The sequence below is a fragment of the Staphylococcus pseudoxylosus genome (genome assembly GCF_003697915.1).
In the GTDB taxonomy this organism is placed as follows: Bacteria; Bacillota; Bacilli; order Staphylococcales; family Staphylococcaceae; genus Staphylococcus; species Staphylococcus pseudoxylosus.
In genome coordinates this window covers 326941-344144 of record NZ_RCVN01000001.1, presented here as the reverse complement: position 1 = coordinate 344144, position 17204 = coordinate 326941, and the positions used below count along the sequence as shown (strand labels likewise).

Here is a 17204-nt window from a genome sequence, read left to right as displayed (position 1 = left end):
GAAAATCGTGTAAACACTATAAAATAAGCGTTTGGAAAAGCACTCACTCTCCGCTAATTGGTTAATTCCCGTTAAGTTGACGTAAGTAAAACGTTGATTTGACGGGTTTTTATTATGTTTAGATAAGATTAGTTAAGTCATGTAAAATAAGTTTTACGCCAACAGAACGCCAATAAAATGGCTTGAACACTGGTCTAGCGAAGTTTTTAAAATCCCTCACTCTCCGTACATAAAGCTTGATATGATAAGCTTTATGTACGGAGAGTGAGGGTCAAATATGTGTCAAGAGAATAATTCTCTGACACGTCCTTGCTCTTTTTTATGTTCTTCTAACAAGTGAGAGTATGTGTCTAAAGTTATTGATATGCTTGCATGTCCTAAACGTTTACTAATATATTCAATCGGTAAGCCTTTAGAAAGTAAATAAGATGTGTGAGTGTGTCTAAGTGAGTAGGGGGTTACATTGTCATCATCTAAACCAACAACTTTTTTCGCGTGCTTAAAAGATTTATTTACTGCGGTATGACTTAAAGCAAATAACTTTCCATCAATTCTGCGAGGTAAGTTAGACAACTTAGAATTAATTAAAATTATGTCTTTTTGATTAACTTCAACATCTCTCTTTGAATTTTTAGTTTTTGTACCAGGTAAAGGAACGCATTAAATCAGAGAAATATTGGGGCGTATTAAAATGGAATTGGCATGATTAAATATAAATAAATGGGGTGCAATATAGAAGGCTACTATTTCTCGCCTCAATGTGATTATACTACTATATTATTAAGGGTAGGCACTTACGTTCTTGTCCTATTTTTTTGTTGTATAATATAAAAAATGATTAATAAAACAGAGTTATTAAATGTTTGCGCATTTACCTATTTATGACAATGGGGAAGCATATGAAGACCACCAAATAGATTTAGGCGAAAAAATTTATACTCAGAAAAACTCTGCAATTAATTATATAAAAAGTGAAAGTTTCACATTAGAAGAAGCGTTTCCTTCTTATTTAGATACTGACATCGAAGAATATGAAGGCGTACGTTACTATTAAAGAACCGATTGAAAGCGTATCGCTAAAAAGTGTTACTGGTAAGATGTTAGACCATAAAGAATTTATGTATGTTCAAGAAATGTCGATAGAGCAAGATTGAAATCCTTTCAACCACCCACACATGTCACTGGGTGCTTTTACATAAATTCAATAAAATGACTACATTGAATTTACAATTTTGCTGTATGATTAAGTAAAATTATGTTAGTAGGTGTAAGTATTATAAAACGTGGAATAAGGAAATATGTGGAGAATGGAAAGTTTGAAAAAATACTTCATAAAATAAATAGTAAAATAAAAGAGAAAAAGGGTAAAGATTATTCTAAACACATAAATAAACTAATAATTAAATTAAAAAAATGGTAACTTGAATATAGCCTTCTTTTTTGATAAGTTATTAAGTAATTCTAAGAAATGAGCGAAAATAAAATTTGTAAACTCCCCACCTTTATGGTGGGGAATTTTTTTGTATTAAAGTATAATTATATATAGTGTGAAAATAAGCTAACTACTGGATGGGAGTTTAAATATTGATATAATAGTTTGAATTAATTTATTATATAGTACTTTGTTTAGTCTTCTATTACTCTATTTTTTGAAGCGCTATAAGAAAATATTAAGAATAATAGAGACATAATAAATAATGCAACAATCCCTGAATTCCAACTGTGTGTTATATCATATAGATATCCTACAAGTACTGGACCTATGGCGCCGATTAAATAGCCTATCGATTGACCAAATCCGGATAACATTACGCTACCATTATCTGTACGAGCCTTAATGGAAAATAATATCATACAAAAGCTAAAACATGCGCCCATAGCTGCACCTAATATAATAACCCCAATAAATAATAAAATTAAAGAATGAGAAAATAAAAAACTAAAACCTAGTAAAAATAATGTGGTTATAATGATAGCTAAAATACGCTGGTTGCTTAGTTTGTAAGCTATGATAGGTACAATAAATGTCATTGGTACTTGTGAAAATTGATTAAGCATAAATAAAAAACCTGCTGTTGAAGAATCCACTCCTTTATCTATTAATATAGATGGCATCCACATAACGATAGTATAAATAATCATAGCCTGAAAACCCATGGCAGCAGCAATTATCCAAGCAATTCTTGATTTAACTATGTTAGTTTTATTTGCTTTGTTTCTTTGATTAGCAGAGGTAGTTTTTCTCTCTATTTTGCTATTCTTTGTTACGATGGGAATCCACAGAAAGATAGAGACAATAGCAAATATAACCCAAGAAGATAAAGATAATCTAAAACCAAATTGAGATACCGAAGATATTGGAATGCTTAAACCTCCGCCAAGTCCCGCAGTGAAATGCATCATACTACTATAAATACCTGTTACTATACCAACTTGAGTTGGAAAGTACCATTTTACATAGCTTGGTAAAAGTACATTTCCAAATGCAATTGCTACTCCTAAAAGTATGGTACCTAAAATAAATAGTGTGAAATCCCCAGCTACACGTAAAATTAAAGATAAAACTAACAATAACGTTGATAATAAAATAGTACGAGACATAGTCAAGTAGTATGTAACTTTCGATACTAAAGGGGAAATAATAGCGAAAATAAATAGTGGGATTGTTATTAGTGATCCTGCAATACCGTCATTAATATTAAATTGTTGGATAATATCATTAATAACAGGTCCTACAGAAGTTAAAGGAGCGCGTAAAGTTGATGCAACCATAATAATGGCTATGAGAATTAGCCAGTTTCCTTTTATCCTGTGAATATTATATAGATTATTCAAAAGTATCCTCCTTTTTTCAGAAAAGTCTAAATTTAAACATAGAAAAAGGATACTAAAAATCATTTTTTATATCAAATATATTGAATATACATAAAACTAAATAATGTTTATAAAAATGATTAATATTTTATATAAATATTTGTTATTTCGCTATTTAATTTGGTATATAATATTAATATACGAATACGCAAAAGCCCACCTAAATGAATAGGTGGGTTGTTTATAAACGGACGATAAACGGACAAGAAAATCGTTTAAACACTATAAAATAGGCGTTTGGAAAAGTACTCACTCTCCGTTAATTACATAAAAAATGCTTACTGAAAACATCGAGAACCTTGATATGATAGGTTTCGATGTTTTTTGTTTTTATGAACTAATGAATACACAATACTTTACGAAATAAATAGATTTCTAATCTGAAACTCAATAAATCGATAAGGTTTATACTTAATTCAAAAGGGAAGTAATTAAATGTTTGCAACTTTAACATGAAAAGGGTGTTTTAAATTATGGATAACCAAAAGAAAGTACTAGTAACAGGTGCTACTAGAGGAATGGGTAAAGAAATTTCAAAAGTGTTAGCGGAGAAAGGCTATCATGTTATCTTAGGTGCAAGAAGTTTACAAGATGGTCAATCTATTGTGAAGGAATTAGAATCAAAAGGTTTGTCTGTGACTACAGTTCAACTAGATGTTACTGATATAAATTCTGTGCAGAGTGCAGCTCAAGAAATAAACGCTTTAGATATTTTAATTAATAATGCAGGTGTAGCTTTAGAAGCTTCTAGTCCATCTAAACTTGATGTCACTAAAGTGAAAAATGAATTTGATGTTAATGTTTTTGGTGTTATTAATGTAACTTCAGCAATATTACCGTTGCTTCAAAAAGAGAAAGAAGCAAAAATCATTAATATGTCTAGTATGATGGGATCTCTTAATTCAGTTTTAGATAAAGATTCAATTGTATATGATGTGAGTGTCGCAGGTTATCAATCTTCAAAAGCTGCTTTAAATATGTATTCTATTCAATTATCAAAAGAATTAGAAAAAGAAGGTTATGATATCAGTGTAGATCTAGTTGATCCAGGAATGGTAGCCACTGAATTTGGAGGTTTAGATCCAGAAACAGCTAAAAAAATGGGAGCACGTTCAATTGATGAAGGTATTAAAAGAGTTATTGAGTTAGTAGAACAAGATAGAAAAGATAAAAACATCACTTTTACAAATAATGATGGCGTTGTACCTTGGTAATTTCAAATGATTAAGCATTTTGTGTTTTTCCGATTATTATCACTAGAAACCCATCACTTAAAACTCATCTAAATGGCTAGGTGGGTTTTTTTAATAATTTTACAGATTTAAATATCTATCCAACTTTTCCTATTATTTAGTTAACTACATTTTATATTGATTATAATTTTGTAAAAATTGAAATAGGCTTTTTAATTGGAGATTATTATTTCCTTTTGCAATAATATGAAATTAACTGTTTTATGTTGTGAAAAGTAATGTTGAATCGATTAACGAGAGCAAGTGTTCTTTTATATTCTTGAGGTGATTACATGTAACCCAATTTAGATTGGCGTAAAACTTTTCAAGAGTTTCAAGATATATTAATTTCAGGAATTAATCCTGAATAGCTATATGATACGAAGCAAGCATGATTTTGAACTCAGCCTATACTGGAGAGGGTAAACAATTTTTCTTTACAAAGGATATTGTTAAAGCTAGTAACACTATTCCATTCTTTTGAATTAATACTATGAAGATAACAAACTCAGACGCACCAGATGAATACAAATTAGAAATTGAATTCCATAAGGTATCTGGAGAAAGACTAATATAATTTTTACCATAAGGTTTATAGCTAATGGGCAAACATTAGCATAAATACGATTAAAGTGGTAGTTGTAAATATCGCTCTAGTACTGTACGACATTTCAAAATACCAATGTGTTATTCATTATATTTATTTGGTTATTTTATTCGTTCGAAAATATTTTAATATTTATTATATAGGGTATTTATAATAAAGAATATCAATGAGGTGTTATTATTGTCTTTAAATATAAATATAAATAGTTACTTAAAATTATTGGAAAATGAAAGTTCTGCAGAACAAAGATATTATCAAGAAAAAAATGATATAACTAAGTTTTTTTACAAATTGTTTAAGCATCCAAGAGATAAAAGAAGAGAATTACTATATTTAGATTCAATTGATGACGAGTCGTTTTATCAATTATTTAGTGCATACACTATAGGCAGTGAATTACTAACAATACCCGATTGTTTAAATGAAGATATAATGAATTACGGTAGTATAGAAGATTTATTCAACGATAGAGTTAAAATTATGAAAGATAGATTGCCTTTCAAACATGAAGCTGCAATCCATTTTAAAGATAAAGATTGTAATTTTGTTAAGGAGAGTTTACTTGCTTTTCAAGAAAAGTTTTCTAATCCAAATATATTTTAGAAAGAAGTAATATAATTAAAAAAGAGGATCAGTGAAATAACTATCCACTTTGTAAGATTATGGGGATAAAGAACAGTGATAAACTTAATTTATGGGGTTATAAATTAAGAGAAAGGAGATAAAATATGAAATTAACAAAAATAGAGCTTCAAGAAAAAGATTACCCAAAAGCACTAGAAATATGGGAAAAATCTGTAATTGCAACTCACGATTTTTTAAAAGAAAAGGATAGATTAGAATTAAAAGCTGAAATTCCTACATATTTTAAATTTGTCGAAGCTGATTTGTGGTTTAATGACTACGAAGCCATTGGTTTCTCAGGTACAAACGAACAAAATTTAGAAATGCTTTTTATAGATCCAAAATATTTTCTGAAAGGATATGGTACTGAAATACTACAATATCTAATTCAAGAAAACAAAGTTCTATATGTTGATGTAAATAAAGATAATTATAATGCTGTAAATTTTTATATCAAAAATGGATTTAAAAAGTATAAAGAATCTCAAAAGGATCAACAAGGAAGACATTATCCCATTTTACATCTCAAACTGTAAAGATTACTTAATGATATAGTTTTGAGCAAATCATTTATATAGTGAGATGAGTTTATTTTGTGAAAGAAACTTACAGAAAGATGTTTTTAAATCTAATTGATTTGAAAAACATTTTTTAATAATACTAATGTCGAAAAATAGACAAATTATAAATAATAATTATATTGTTTCCTCTATTTAAATTTGATAAAATTTTAAAAATTATTGCCATTTTGACGTATAGAGGAGAATTTAAAATGAAAGAAAAATTATCATTTGCTCAAATTATTTATGCTACTATCATTGGTGGGTTATTATCGGGAATTGTGAAATTAGGGTGGGAAGTTATGCTGCCACCTAGAACACCAGAGCGTAATGCCACTAATCCGCCACAAGAATTACTACAAAAGTTTGGTTTTAGTTCGGATTTTACACATATGAGTTATCAATTTTCAGAACAATCAATGCCTTGGGTAAGTTTTATTGTTCATTTTAGTTTTTCAATAGTATTTGCGTTCATTTATATTATACTAGTCAAATATTTTTCAAAAGTAGCAATTGGTTATGGTTCTATTTTTGGTCTCGCTGTTTGGATAGTCTTTCATTTAATTCTCATGCCAATAATGGGTGTCGTTCCAAATGCTTTAGAGCAACCGTTTCACGAACATTTATCTGAATTGTTAGGTCATGTTGCGTGGTTGATGGTTATAGAATTTGTTCGAAGATATTTTGTATATAAAAATGAGTTGAAGTGAAACAAGTATTAATTAAAACATTTATTCAAATGAAAGGGATGTACTGTTATATAAGTGCATCCCTTTTTTAGGTTCCGATATATGAATTACTAGTTAGTGTATACATTTATTGGGCAAAAGTATAATGCTTAACTCGAAGTGAATCATCCTTATTATGTACATATAATAGGGATGATTGATTGGTTGTTTGAATGTACAAAGATAATATTTATGAACATAAACTATTCCTTACATAAACAAGTGTTAGTTTTGTATGTGCTAAATTAAATAAATTTAAATTAAAAAATCATGAAGAAAACAATTCGCTTAATTAAAGAGGTGAGTTATTTTAATTTTTGTAGTCAGACATTGTTCTCTTTGGTACATAATTCAACCGTTATTTTGTTTGTCAAAAAATTGTAACAAATAAATAATAAATTTATTCAAATTTTGTGTTATTATATAAAAAAATAAAGAGGTGATTTCAAATGAAAAATTATAAAAAAGTTATAGTAGTTTCTTTGATAGCTAGCAGTGTTGCTTTTACGCCAGTATTTAATTCTCAAGTAAATGCATCAGCTATGGATCATGATTTATTTAAAGTAGGGGCAGACAGAGGAGATTATCAAGAGATTGCGGGACCACATTTAATCGTGAGAATATCTGCATATGATAAACAAAAGAAACATACTTTTGAACCGCGTTATCTAGAGTTTCCATTAAAATTCGGAAATGTACTCACAAAGAAAGATGTTATAAATTATATTGAGTGGACGCTAGATGCACACGATTATAAAAAATATCGTGTTGTAGAAATAGATCCAGAGTCTAAAGTCCGAGTTTCATATTTTAGTAAAACAGAAAAACAAAGAGTAACAGAATATTTCCCCGTAACAGAAAAAGGGTTTATCATTCCTGATTTGTCTGAACATGTGCACAATCCAGGATTTAGTATAGTAACAAACGTAGTTGTTGAAGAAAGAAACTCTAAGTAAAATTAATTAGTCTATGCTTTATTTTATAATAGTTATACATGAAGCATTAAGACCTATAGTTTAATTTATGTTTTACGTTATTATCTTAATAACCCATACATACATAGGTATCAGTAATAAAAAATGTGATTCAACATCGTAACAATCTATGAGTGTATAGGTTCGATAACAATAAATATTTCAAAAATTTTATATAAAAAAGCCACTATTCAATTTAATGAGTTAGTGGCTTTTATGCGTAAAAATCAATTATATTTATGTTTATATTATTTAGAATAGAAAAAATATCTATCGATTGATACTTTAGAATCACAAGTTAAATATGTGAGTTGAATAGAATTTAATATTATTTAAAATTATTCTTAATTATGATAAAAAGTGTGAATTAAGAGAAATGGATTTTTGCATCACTGACTATAATTAAATCTTTAACTTAGATATATAGTTAATTATCTTGCTCGTTATTTAGTACTTTGCCATTCTTAGCATCAATAGTTACTTCGTGTTTTTCTTTATCTTTTTTAAGGTCTAAATCGTAAACAAGTTTCCCATCGTCTTTTGATAGTGACCACTCTTTGATGTCTCCGTCAAATTCTTTTTGACCTTTTTTAATGGCTTCTTTATAATCGATGGCGTCATTATAATTAAATGTTTCGTTATTATCAAGTGAATCTTCGTTTTCTTGTTCTTTGTTCAAGATTTTTTTATTTTTATCAGAGATAATAACTTCTGACTCTTTATTATCACCTTGTTGTTCAATTTTATATGCCCATTCGCCGTTGCTTTTTTCATATGAGATGCCTTTTAAATTTTGGTTAGCGTATGTTTCTTGGGCTTTTTTAATGGCGTCATCAGGACTTGTTTTGATTTTGTTGATAGCGATAACTTGGTTATCGGATTTTGTATCTTTTTTATTTTCAGATTTTGAATCATTGTCAGCTGAACCATTTCCGCAACTAGCTAATAATAGAGTAGAAAATACTATTGCTGATAAACTTTTTAACTTCATCTGCTTCACTCCTTTATCATTTTTACAATAAATACTTACCCAATCTTTGATGTAGACAAAACATTAAATGTGAAAATTTAATGTTAACCAGTTAAATGAGTTGATTTAGCTAAATTTTAAAATAAAAGAAACCTTTCCGCTATGAGGTGATAAAAATAGTTAAGAAATAGGAAAAATATTAAAAATAACATGTGTTGTGCAAGAACCCTGTTAAATAAACATAAACACGTTATAATAAGTATAACTGAGATGGAGGAATGACAGATTGGATTTTTGGTTAAAAGCACAAGCTGAACAAAATAGTAAAGGGATATTTATCGATGATGGCGTGAACCAAATTACTTTTGGGAAGATGTATGATAGCGCTAAAAGACTGGCATATAGTCTAAAGCAATTAGAATTAAATAGAATAGGTTTATATATTAACAATACAATTGAATCCATAGTATTAATTAATGCTGCATGGGTAGCAGGCATAGAAGTAGCTATGGTCAATACGAGATTAACTAAAAAAGAAATGATTGCTCAAATGAAATCTATAGATGTAAGTACAATCATAGCGATGGAGCAACTTCGTTTAAGAGATATTAAAGTGATAGATTTCCAAACATTGCAGACTCAGGAAGGGCACGAATTCGAAGCGCCGTTCTCAATTGATCGTATCGCATCAATTATGTTTACTTCTGGTACTACAGGTCCTCAGAAGGCAGTGCCACAAACTTTTTACAACCATTATGCAAGTGCATTAGGTTGTAAAGAGAGTCTTGGATTTAATCAATCTACGAAATGGTTATCGGTATTGCCGATTTATCATATTTCTGGTTTGAGTGTAGTGTTACGAGCGTTAATTGAAGGTTTTACATTACAACTTGAAGCGAAATTTGACGCTGATAAAATGATGAAGATAATTAAAGAAGAAACACCTACACATATATCATTAGTACCACAAACTTTAAAATGGTTAATGGACAAAGGGTGGCATCAACCGTTCTCGATTGAAAAAATATTACTCGGTGGAGCTAAATTAACCACATCGTTAATAAATAGAGCATTAGACTATGGTTTACCAATTTATAATTCTTTTGGTATGACTGAAACGTGTTCGCAATTCTTAACAGCAACACCAGAAATGTTGAAACTAAGACCAGATACGGTTGGGAAACCTAGCGATAATGTTGAAGTGAAAATCTCGCAGCCGAATGTTAATGGTCATGGAGAATTATTGATTAAAGGTGACAATGTTATGAATGGTTATCTTTTCCCTATGAATAAAAAAGATACCTTTGTTGATGGTTATTTTAAGACTGGTGATATAGCAGAAATAGATGAAGAAGGTTATGTCATGGTGTATGACCGTAGAAAAGATTTAATTATAAGTGGTGGCGAAAATATATACCCTTACCAAATAGAAACAGTCGCTAAAAAGCACGAATCTATTGAAGATGCGATGTGTGTTGGTGTTGAAGATGCTACATGGGGAGAAGTACCTTATTTATATTATGTTGCTTCAGAAACTATAACAAATAAACATTTAGTAGCGTTCTTCCAAAATCATCTAGCAAAGTATAAAGTACCAAAACAATTTAAGCGCGTTACTTCATTACCTTATACATCAACAGGTAAATTGCAGAGAAATCATTTATAAAAGTAATAAGGAGTCTTTATGAAAATAGTTGATATGCATCTATACCTCTATGACGAACGTTTTAATACACCAATTATTACACCAAAAATAAAACTAGAAACACGTAAAGCATTGTTTGTAGCTTTAGTTACGGAAAATGATTCATATTACTATGGAGAGTGTAATGCGTTTGAAACCGATTGGTATACAAATGAAACGATTGATGATGCTCAAATCCAAGTGGAAGAATGGTTCGATAGTATTAAAGATATAGAGTTTTATACATTCGATGAAATATTACGTAGTTTAAATCATCTATCTAAATATCCAGCAACTAGAAGTATGATTGTAATGGCTTGTTATCAAATGTTTTTCAAATTAACAGATTTTAGCGTAGCCTATGGTGCAACAATTAGCGGTTTAGCAGAAGAAAATATTTTGCAATTATCCCAAACACAACCTGAACGTGTTAAAGTAAAATGGTCTGATTCAATTTTAAATGATATTAAATCAATTAAACAATTACCATTTAAACCAAATATTGTTGTAGATGCAAATGAATCTATAACCGAGTCGGAGATAGTTAAGCTAACAACAATTGGGCATGATCAATTATTGTATATAGAAGAACCATTTAAATCTTTAAATATGCTAAATCAGTTCGATGCATATGAATTACCACCAGTTGCTATAGATGAAAAGGCAGACACGATAGATAACATTTTAGAAGTTATAGATGATTTCGCTATAGATGTTGTTGTGTTGAAACCATTTAGACTGGGTGGCATCGATAAAGTGATGAATGCCATTAAAATGCTTAAGGACAAAAATGTAAAAATAGTTATAGGTGGTATGTATGAGTACGGATTAAGTAGATATTTTACTGCGATGTTAGCTCAATTTTCTAGTTATCCCAGTGATATCACACCAGAAGGTTATTATTTTGAAAAAGATGTGGTTGATCGTGCAGGTATATTAAAAGGAGGCTCAATCTATTTTGAGCCTCCAAAGGTTAAAAGTACAAAATTAACACGAATTTATTAATCTTTTTTGTTATCTTTTTTCTTAAGCGGCACTGGATCAAAGCCGCCTTTATGAAGCGGATGGCATTTTGAAATCCTTTTAATACCTAACCATGTACCTTTCAATGCACCATATACTTGAATTGCCTCTCTGGTATATTCAGAACATGTAGGATAAAACCGGCAAGTTGCGGGCGTCAATGGTGATATAAATCGTTGATAAATATGAATGAGTCCAAGAAATATAGTTTTCATAAATTTTGCCTCCAACAAATAACTTAGCTTTAGCATAGTTAGTTTAACATAATAAGGGGAAGAGTGATGTATATGAAGTTTAAAGATAAAGATAATGACAACGTATATTTATCATATAAAGATAAAGAAGATATTGCTGACGGAAATCATGTACTTATTATTCCGAAATATAAAAATCAGTTGCTATTTACAAACCATAAAATACGTGGCGTTGAATTCCCAGGCGGTAAAAAAGAAGACGGAGAAACAAGTGAAGTAGCTGTTGCGCGGGAATTATTTGAAGAAACCGGAGCAATGATAGCGCAATGTGAGTATATTGCGCAATATGAAGTACAACGTACGAATGGTTTATGTTTCACAAAAGATGTATTTATGGTAAATGTATCTGAGATAAGCGATCAAGATGATTATTTAGAAACAAATGGCCCTTTATTTTATAAAAATATAGCTGAGATTCCAGAGAGTAAAAAAAGTTATTTGTTGAAGGACGATGCGATTTTACACTGTTTAGAGAGAGTGATATCACTTGGATTTTATAAATAGAAAGCGTATGCCCATTGAAGCCATACATCATATATTTGAAGAAGTCACATATTGTGTTGATAACTTAAAAGTTCGAGGCTTACTAATGACACCAAAAGAAGATGTAAAAAGAATTGTGATTTATCTACGAGGTGGTAAAGGCCAAGTAGGTAAAGTACGAGCAGCTAGAATGATGCAATTTGCAAATACAAACACTTTAGTTTTTGGTCCATATTATAGAGGGAATAATGGTAGTGAGGGGAAAGATGAATTTTATGGGGCGGATTTAAATGATGTCACGGTTGCTATACGTATACTGCATCAAAAATATCCTTATGCTGCCATTCATATGGTTGGATTTTCCAGAGGTGGACTTCAGGGTTTGCTCACATTTCAAGATTTACCGATCTCAAGTTATATTATCTGGGGCGGAGTATCTGATATATACTTAATGTATGAAGAACGCGTTGACTTAAGAGGTATGTTGAAACGTATGATTGGTCATCCTAAAAAGCAAGCTGTTGCCTATCAGCAGCGAGATGCGTTAGCTCAAATTACTAAGTCAAGTCCGCCCATATTTATTGTTCATGGTGGAAAAGATAAACAAGTAGGTATTCATCATGCCTATCATTTAGCACAGCAATTAGAGGAAAAGGGAACAACTTATCGTACGTTTTATCAAATGTTAGAAGGTCATGTACCAAGACCATTTGCTCTCAAACAAACGCTGTTTGAAATTAAACAGTGGATGATAGATGTAGAAGAGAATAAAATATAATAGAGTAAATTAAAAGAGAGAATTGGTTTCTAATACCCAATTCTCTCTTTTATATGATATTAATTAACAGATATTATTTGAATCCGCCACGTGTTGCTAAATCATCAACTTCTACACCGAATTTTTCGAAGTTGTGATTGAAACGGTTAATTAAATCTTGAGCTTGCTCTCTATACGCTTCTGGCTTACTCCAAGCATTAATAGGATTCAATAATGTTTGAGGGACATCCTCAACTTCAACTGGAATATCTAAACCGAACATATCATCTTTAATATATTCAGCATCTCTTAATTGCCCTGTAATTGCTTGATTTACCATTTGTCTTGTGTAACTTAGACTTATACGACGTCCTATGCCATATTTACCACCAGTCCAACCAGTGTTTACAAGATAAACATCTACATCGTGTTGATCGATTAAGTTACCTAATAAATCAGCATAAACTTTAGCGTTTAGAGGTAAGAAAGGTGAACCGAAACATGTAGAGAATGAAGGTTCTGGCTCAGTTACACCACGTTCTGTACCAGCTAATTTAGCAGTGAATCCACTCAAGAAATGATACATTGCTTGATCTTTGGATAGTTTTGAAATAGGTGGTAGAACACCGAAAGCATCTGCAGTTAAGAAAATAATTGTATTAGGATGAGCTGCTTTAGATGGCGTTACAATATTTTCAATGTGGTTGATTGGGTATGCTGCACGAGTATTTTCTGTGTATTGATTATCATCGAAGTCAACGTCACCATCTTCGTCAACGACAACATTTTCTAAAATAGTACCATATTTAATAGCGTCATAAATTTGAGGTTCTTTTTTATAAGAAAGGTTAATTGCTTTAGCGTAACAACCACCTTCAATATTGAAAATACCATTTTCATTCCAACCATGTTCATCATCGCCAATAAGTTTACGTGTTGGGTCAGCGGATAGTGTCGTTTTACCAGTACCAGAAAGGCCGAAGAATAAAGCAACGTCACCTTTGTCTCCAACGTTAGCTGAACAATGCATGCTCATAATGTTATCTTTAGGTAGTAAATAGTTCATTACGGAGAAAATACCTTTTTTCATTTCACCAGCATACTCAGTCCCACCAATGAGGATCACTTTATGTTTAAATGATGTGATGATAAATGTTTCTGAGTTTGTGCCGTCTATTTCTGGGTCGGCTTTAAAGTGCGGTGCTGAAATAATTGTGAAGTTTGGTTTGATTTCTTGTGCTTCTTCTTTTGAATTAGGGCGTATAAACATATTTTGAGCAAATAGATTATGCCACGCTAATTCATTGACAACAGTTAATTTCAATTGTGAGTCGTGATCACTACCAGCATAACCATTGAATACATATAGTTCATCTTTTTTGTCTAAATAGTTTAGAACCTTATCATATAAATTTAAAAATGTTTCTTCCTCAATCGGTTGGTTAACATTACCCCAGTCAATATCATCTCTATAAGATGGCTCATTTACAATAAACTTATCTTTTGGTGAACGACCTGTATATTTACCTGTTCTAGCGTTAATTGCACCTAATTCGGTAAGTTCGCCTTCATCATTATCTAAAATCTTGTTATACAACTGTGTTGTAGATAATTGAAATAATGAAGATTTTTTGTCTAAAATACTTTCAATTTTGTTTGTATAAGTGTATGTATCTACAGCCATACTAATCCCTCCAACGCTATTTAGTTATTGTAAGCCTTTACAATTACAGAGTATAACACATATATATCAATAGTCCATACCAATTTAAAAGGAATTTTAAATAAATATTAATAAATGTAAAATTGACATTATATCGTTGATTCTGTACTATAGGACTTAACGGATTCTCTTATCCTGAGTGGCGGAGGGACATGGACCCAATGAAGCCCAGCAACCTCTTCTTAATACGAAGAAAGGTGCCAAACCGTTTGCAGACAAATATCGTCTGAACGATAAGAGCGAATGGACGTATAAGGGCCTTCTCTCTATTTATTGATAGTGTAGAAGGCTTTTTTAATGAGCTCAACAGAGAGAGAATTTTCGTAATTTAAAACTAAAGGAGCAAATTATGACTTACAATAGAAGATTATTCACTTCAGAATCAGTAACAGAAGGGCATCCAGATAAAATAGCGGATCAAGTATCTGATGCTATATTGGATGAAATATTGAAAGATGACCCAAACGCACGTGTTGCTTGTGAAACGACAGTGACTACTGGTATGGCGTTAATTTCAGGAGAAATATCAACAACAACATATGTTGATATTCCAAAAGTGGTTAGAGAAACAATTAAAGAGATAGGCTACACACGTGCTAAATACGGTTATGATAGCCAGACAATGGCAGTATTAACGGCAATTGATGAACAGTCACCAGATATCGCTCAAGGTGTCGATACAGCTTTAGAGTATCGTGAAGACGCATCAGAAGAAGAAATCGAAGCTACAGGAGCGGGAGATCAAGGTTTGATGTTCGGTTATGCTACGAATGAAACGGATACATACATGCCTTTACCAATCTTCTTATCACATCAACTTGCGAAACGCTTATCAGATGTACGTAAAGATGAAATATTAAATTACTTACGTCCTGATGGTAAAGTACAAGTCACTGTGGAATATGATGAGCAAGATCAACCACATCGCATTGATACGATTGTCGTGTCAACACAACATGCTGAAGATATCGAATTACCACAAATTCAAGATGATATTAAACAACATGTTATTTATCCAACAGTGCCAGAAGCACTTTTAGATGAGAACACTAAATTTTATATCAATCCTACTGGTCGTTTCGTTATAGGTGGACCACAAGGTGATGCAGGACTTACTGGACGTAAAATAATTGTTGATACGTATGGTGGTTATGCACGTCATGGTGGGGGATGCTTTAGTGGTAAAGACCCAACTAAAGTTGACCGTTCTGCTGCTTATGCTGCACGCTATGTAGCAAAAAATATCGTTGCTGCTGAATTAGCAGACAAATGTGAAGTGCAACTTGCATATGCTATTGGTGTAGCTGAGCCAGTTTCTATTTCTATAGATACATTTGGTACAGGAAAAGTTAAAGAAAATGAATTGGTTGAGGCAGTTAGACAACATTTTGATTTAAGACCAGCTGGAATTATTAAAATGTTAGACTTGAAACACCCTATTTATAAACAAACTGCTGCATATGGTCATTTTGGTCGTACAGACGTATTATTACCATGGGAAAAGTTAGATAAAATTAATTTATTAAAAGATACAGTTAAAGCTTAACTAGAACAAAAAATTTTTTAACTTTACTCTCGAATGCTATACGTTTATCTATTATAATTAAGTTACTGAACACATAAAGGAGCGTTTTTTGTTATGAATTCATTTGGACCATTAGAGATTGGTTTAATTGTGGCAATTGTTGTAGCAGTAATTTGTTTCATTTTATTTATCATTGCTTTGAAAAGTAAGAAGAAAGCACAACAAAAGGTAGAAGAACAATACAAAACCAGAGAACAAAAACTAAGCGATGAGCATGAAGAAGAATTAGAAAAAGAAAGAATAGAAAATAAAAAAACAGTAACAAAGCAAAAAGAAGAATATAATGCTACAGTTAGTTCGAAAAATAGAGAAATTGATGCATTAAAATTATTCTCTAAAAATCAAAGTGAATATGTAACTGATATGAGACTTATTGGTATTCGAGAAAGATTAGTAAATGAGAAAAGAATTCGCCCAGAAGATATGCACATTATGGCTAATATATTTTTACCTAAGAATGAATTTAATGATGTACAGCGTATTAGTCATTTAGTACTTACGCGTACTGGTTTATATATCATTGACTCGCAATTATTAAAAGGTCACGTATACAATGGTGTGAGTGCTGCTCAATTTAAAGAACAACCAACAATGGAACAAGTGTTTAACACGTTGGACCTTGATAGACAAGAACCACAAACGCTTGTATTAGATCAAAACGAAGATGAAAACTCATTATCTTTTGTTAATTATACGACTCATTTGAATGATATTGAGAAACTAGCGGGTGATATCCAAACAGAATTGAATTTAAAATTCACACCAACTACCATCTTATATTTTAATCCAAAAAATGAGGGCGATGTAACAATTTCAAACTATGCGCAAAGTTCAAATACCAAAGTATTAGTTGGTCCAGAACAATTGGATGAATTCTTCAATAAATTCGTCTTCCATGGTCGCATTCAATATAACGTTGAAGATTTACAACGTGTTATGGATGAAATTGAATCATTTAACTAAAGACATAAATTTCATATTTTGAGAATAAATCATGCTATGTAGTATAAACTGTCAACAAAAGTATTTAGACTTTTGTTGACAGTTTTTTTGGACTATAAAACTTTAAAAATATAATCTGATAAAGCCTACCTATTTACTTATACTATAAATTAAATAGGTGATT

General features: G+C 30.9%; 17 protein-coding genes, 2 pseudogenes and 1 riboswitch. Of the genes and pseudogenes, 14 read left to right on the top strand and 5 right to left on the bottom strand.

The annotated features are described in order from the left end of the window. Window positions 1-282 precede the first annotated feature (282 nt). A pseudogene (locus tag D9V42_RS01740) lies at window positions 283-657 on the bottom strand (tyrosine-type recombinase/integrase); the annotation flags it as partial. Between the two features lie 202 nt (window positions 658-859). On the opposite strand from D9V42_RS01740, the gene D9V42_RS01735 reads away from it, so the two are divergent. Continuing rightward, window positions 860-1054: a hypothetical protein gene (locus D9V42_RS01735; protein ID WP_107543253.1), complete on the top strand. Its 195-nt coding sequence runs from the start codon at window positions 860-862 to the stop codon at window positions 1052-1054. Continuing rightward, on the top strand, window positions 1032-1154 hold the full coding sequence (locus D9V42_RS15540; protein WP_275128842.1) for a hypothetical protein: 123 nt from the start codon (window positions 1032-1034) through the stop codon (window positions 1152-1154). Before D9V42_RS01735 ends, D9V42_RS15540 begins: the two co-directional genes overlap by 23 nt. Before the next feature lie 472 nt (window positions 1155-1626). Here D9V42_RS15540 and D9V42_RS01730 read toward each other — a convergent pair whose 3' ends face one another. Beyond that, entirely contained in the window at window positions 1627-2835 is a 1209-nt protein-coding gene (locus tag D9V42_RS01730; protein ID WP_122062736.1) for an MFS transporter, read from the bottom strand. A gap of 512 nt (window positions 2836-3347) precedes the next feature. Here D9V42_RS01730 and D9V42_RS01725 point away from each other — a divergent pair. The 6 genes and pseudogenes from D9V42_RS01725 (at window position 3348) to D9V42_RS01700 (ending at window position 7581) form a co-directional block, all read left to right on the top strand. Then, complete coding sequence (locus D9V42_RS01725; RefSeq protein ID WP_122062734.1) at window positions 3348-4088, top strand: SDR family NAD(P)-dependent oxidoreductase; 741 nt, start codon at window positions 3348-3350, stop codon at window positions 4086-4088. A gap of 359 nt (window positions 4089-4447) precedes the next feature. Further along, window positions 4448-4590: pseudogene (locus tag D9V42_RS15685) on the top strand (hypothetical protein). Window positions 4591-4893: 303 nt separating this feature from the next. After that, the gene (locus D9V42_RS01715; RefSeq protein ID WP_122062732.1) at window positions 4894-5316 is read left to right on the top strand and encodes a hypothetical protein; all 423 of its coding nucleotides are present in this window, start codon (window positions 4894-4896) and stop codon (window positions 5314-5316) included. A 125-nt stretch (window positions 5317-5441) separates the two neighbouring features. Next, entirely contained in the window at window positions 5442-5873 is a 432-nt protein-coding gene (locus D9V42_RS01710; RefSeq protein ID WP_122062730.1) for a GNAT family N-acetyltransferase, read from the top strand. Between the two features lie 236 nt (window positions 5874-6109). Continuing rightward, the gene (locus D9V42_RS01705) at window positions 6110-6607 is read left to right on the top strand and encodes a YagU family protein (RefSeq protein ID WP_122062728.1); all 498 of its coding nucleotides are present in this window, start codon (window positions 6110-6112) and stop codon (window positions 6605-6607) included. A gap of 467 nt (window positions 6608-7074) precedes the next feature. Next, complete coding sequence (locus tag D9V42_RS01700; protein WP_122062726.1) at window positions 7075-7581, top strand: staphylokinase domain-containing protein; 507 nt, start codon at window positions 7075-7077, stop codon at window positions 7579-7581. A 445-nt stretch (window positions 7582-8026) separates the two neighbouring features. Here the strand turns inward: D9V42_RS01700 and D9V42_RS01695 are convergent, their stop codons facing one another. Beyond that, window positions 8027-8590, bottom strand: a complete 564-nt coding sequence (locus D9V42_RS01695) for a PepSY domain-containing protein (protein WP_122062724.1) — start codon at window positions 8588-8590, stop codon at window positions 8027-8029. Window positions 8591-8855: 265 nt separating this feature from the next. Between D9V42_RS01695 and menE the strand changes: the two genes are divergently transcribed. Together menE and menC are read left to right on the top strand one after the other, a co-directional pair. After that, the gene (gene menE, locus D9V42_RS01690; RefSeq protein ID WP_122062722.1) at window positions 8856-10235 is read left to right on the top strand and encodes an o-succinylbenzoate--CoA ligase; all 1380 of its coding nucleotides are present in this window, start codon (window positions 8856-8858) and stop codon (window positions 10233-10235) included. 18 nt (window positions 10236-10253) lie between these two features. Continuing rightward, window positions 10254-11258 carry an o-succinylbenzoate synthase gene (menC, locus tag D9V42_RS01685; protein ID WP_122062720.1) on the top strand — a complete coding sequence of 335 codons (1005 nt, stop codon included), beginning with the start codon at window positions 10254-10256 and terminating at the stop codon, window positions 11256-11258. On the opposite strand, the gene yidD is transcribed toward menC, so the two are convergent. After that, window positions 11255-11491, bottom strand: coding sequence for a membrane protein insertion efficiency factor YidD (gene yidD, locus D9V42_RS01680; RefSeq protein WP_107556103.1), 237 nt, complete (start codon window positions 11489-11491; stop codon window positions 11255-11257). The two genes, menC and yidD, sit on opposite strands and share 4 nt — an antisense overlap. Before the next feature lie 66 nt (window positions 11492-11557). On the opposite strand from yidD, the gene ytkD reads away from it, so the two are divergent. After that, the gene (gene ytkD / locus D9V42_RS01675) at window positions 11558-12034 is read left to right on the top strand and encodes an RNA deprotection pyrophosphohydrolase (RefSeq protein ID WP_107556102.1); all 477 of its coding nucleotides are present in this window, start codon (window positions 11558-11560) and stop codon (window positions 12032-12034) included. Continuing rightward, the gene (locus D9V42_RS01670) at window positions 12018-12791 is read left to right on the top strand and encodes an alpha/beta hydrolase family protein (protein ID WP_172592850.1); all 774 of its coding nucleotides are present in this window, start codon (window positions 12018-12020) and stop codon (window positions 12789-12791) included. The genes ytkD and D9V42_RS01670 overlap by 17 nt, the downstream gene beginning before the upstream one ends. A gap of 73 nt (window positions 12792-12864) precedes the next feature. Here the strand turns inward: D9V42_RS01670 and pckA are convergent, their stop codons facing one another. Further along, window positions 12865-14454: a phosphoenolpyruvate carboxykinase (ATP) gene (pckA, locus tag D9V42_RS01665; protein WP_122062719.1), complete on the bottom strand. Its 1590-nt coding sequence runs from the start codon at window positions 14452-14454 to the stop codon at window positions 12865-12867. Window positions 14455-14620: 166 nt separating this feature from the next. Further along, window positions 14621-14733: riboswitch (SAM riboswitch) on the top strand. A gap of 109 nt (window positions 14734-14842) precedes the next feature. On the opposite strand from pckA, the gene metK reads away from it, so the two are divergent. Both metK and D9V42_RS01655 read left to right on the top strand, forming a co-directional pair. Beyond that, window positions 14843-16039: a methionine adenosyltransferase gene (metK, locus tag D9V42_RS01660; RefSeq protein WP_122062717.1), complete on the top strand. Its 1197-nt coding sequence runs from the start codon at window positions 14843-14845 to the stop codon at window positions 16037-16039. A gap of 93 nt (window positions 16040-16132) precedes the next feature. Next, entirely contained in the window at window positions 16133-17041 is a 909-nt protein-coding gene (locus tag D9V42_RS01655) for a nuclease-related domain-containing protein (RefSeq protein WP_029376984.1), read from the top strand. The last annotated feature ends 163 nt before the right edge of the window (window positions 17042-17204 follow it).

Coding starts and splice junctions, on each gene's coding strand:
- D9V42_RS01705 (WP_122062728.1), top strand. CDS start 6,110: ATGAAAGAAAAATTATCATTTGCTCAAATTATTTATGCTACTATCATT.
- pckA (WP_122062719.1), bottom strand. CDS start 14,454: ATGGCTGTAGATACATACACTTATACAAACAAAATTGAAAGTATTTTA.
- menC (WP_122062720.1), top strand. CDS start 10,254: ATGAAAATAGTTGATATGCATCTATACCTCTATGACGAACGTTTTAAT.
- D9V42_RS01695 (WP_122062724.1), bottom strand. CDS start 8,590: ATGAAGTTAAAAAGTTTATCAGCAATAGTATTTTCTACTCTATTATTA.
- ytkD (WP_107556102.1), top strand. CDS start 11,558: ATGTATATGAAGTTTAAAGATAAAGATAATGACAACGTATATTTATCA.
- D9V42_RS01725 (WP_122062734.1), top strand. CDS start 3,348: ATGGATAACCAAAAGAAAGTACTAGTAACAGGTGCTACTAGAGGAATG.
- D9V42_RS01655 (WP_029376984.1), top strand. CDS start 16,133: ATGAATTCATTTGGACCATTAGAGATTGGTTTAATTGTGGCAATTGTT.
- yidD (WP_107556103.1), bottom strand. CDS start 11,491: ATGAAAACTATATTTCTTGGACTCATTCATATTTATCAACGATTTATA.
- D9V42_RS01710 (WP_122062730.1), top strand. CDS start 5,442: ATGAAATTAACAAAAATAGAGCTTCAAGAAAAAGATTACCCAAAAGCA.
- D9V42_RS01735 (WP_107543253.1), top strand. CDS start 860: ATGTTTGCGCATTTACCTATTTATGACAATGGGGAAGCATATGAAGAC.
- D9V42_RS01700 (WP_122062726.1), top strand. CDS start 7,075: ATGAAAAATTATAAAAAAGTTATAGTAGTTTCTTTGATAGCTAGCAGT.
- D9V42_RS15540 (WP_275128842.1), top strand. CDS start 1,032: ATGAAGGCGTACGTTACTATTAAAGAACCGATTGAAAGCGTATCGCTA.
- metK (WP_122062717.1), top strand. CDS start 14,843: ATGACTTACAATAGAAGATTATTCACTTCAGAATCAGTAACAGAAGGG.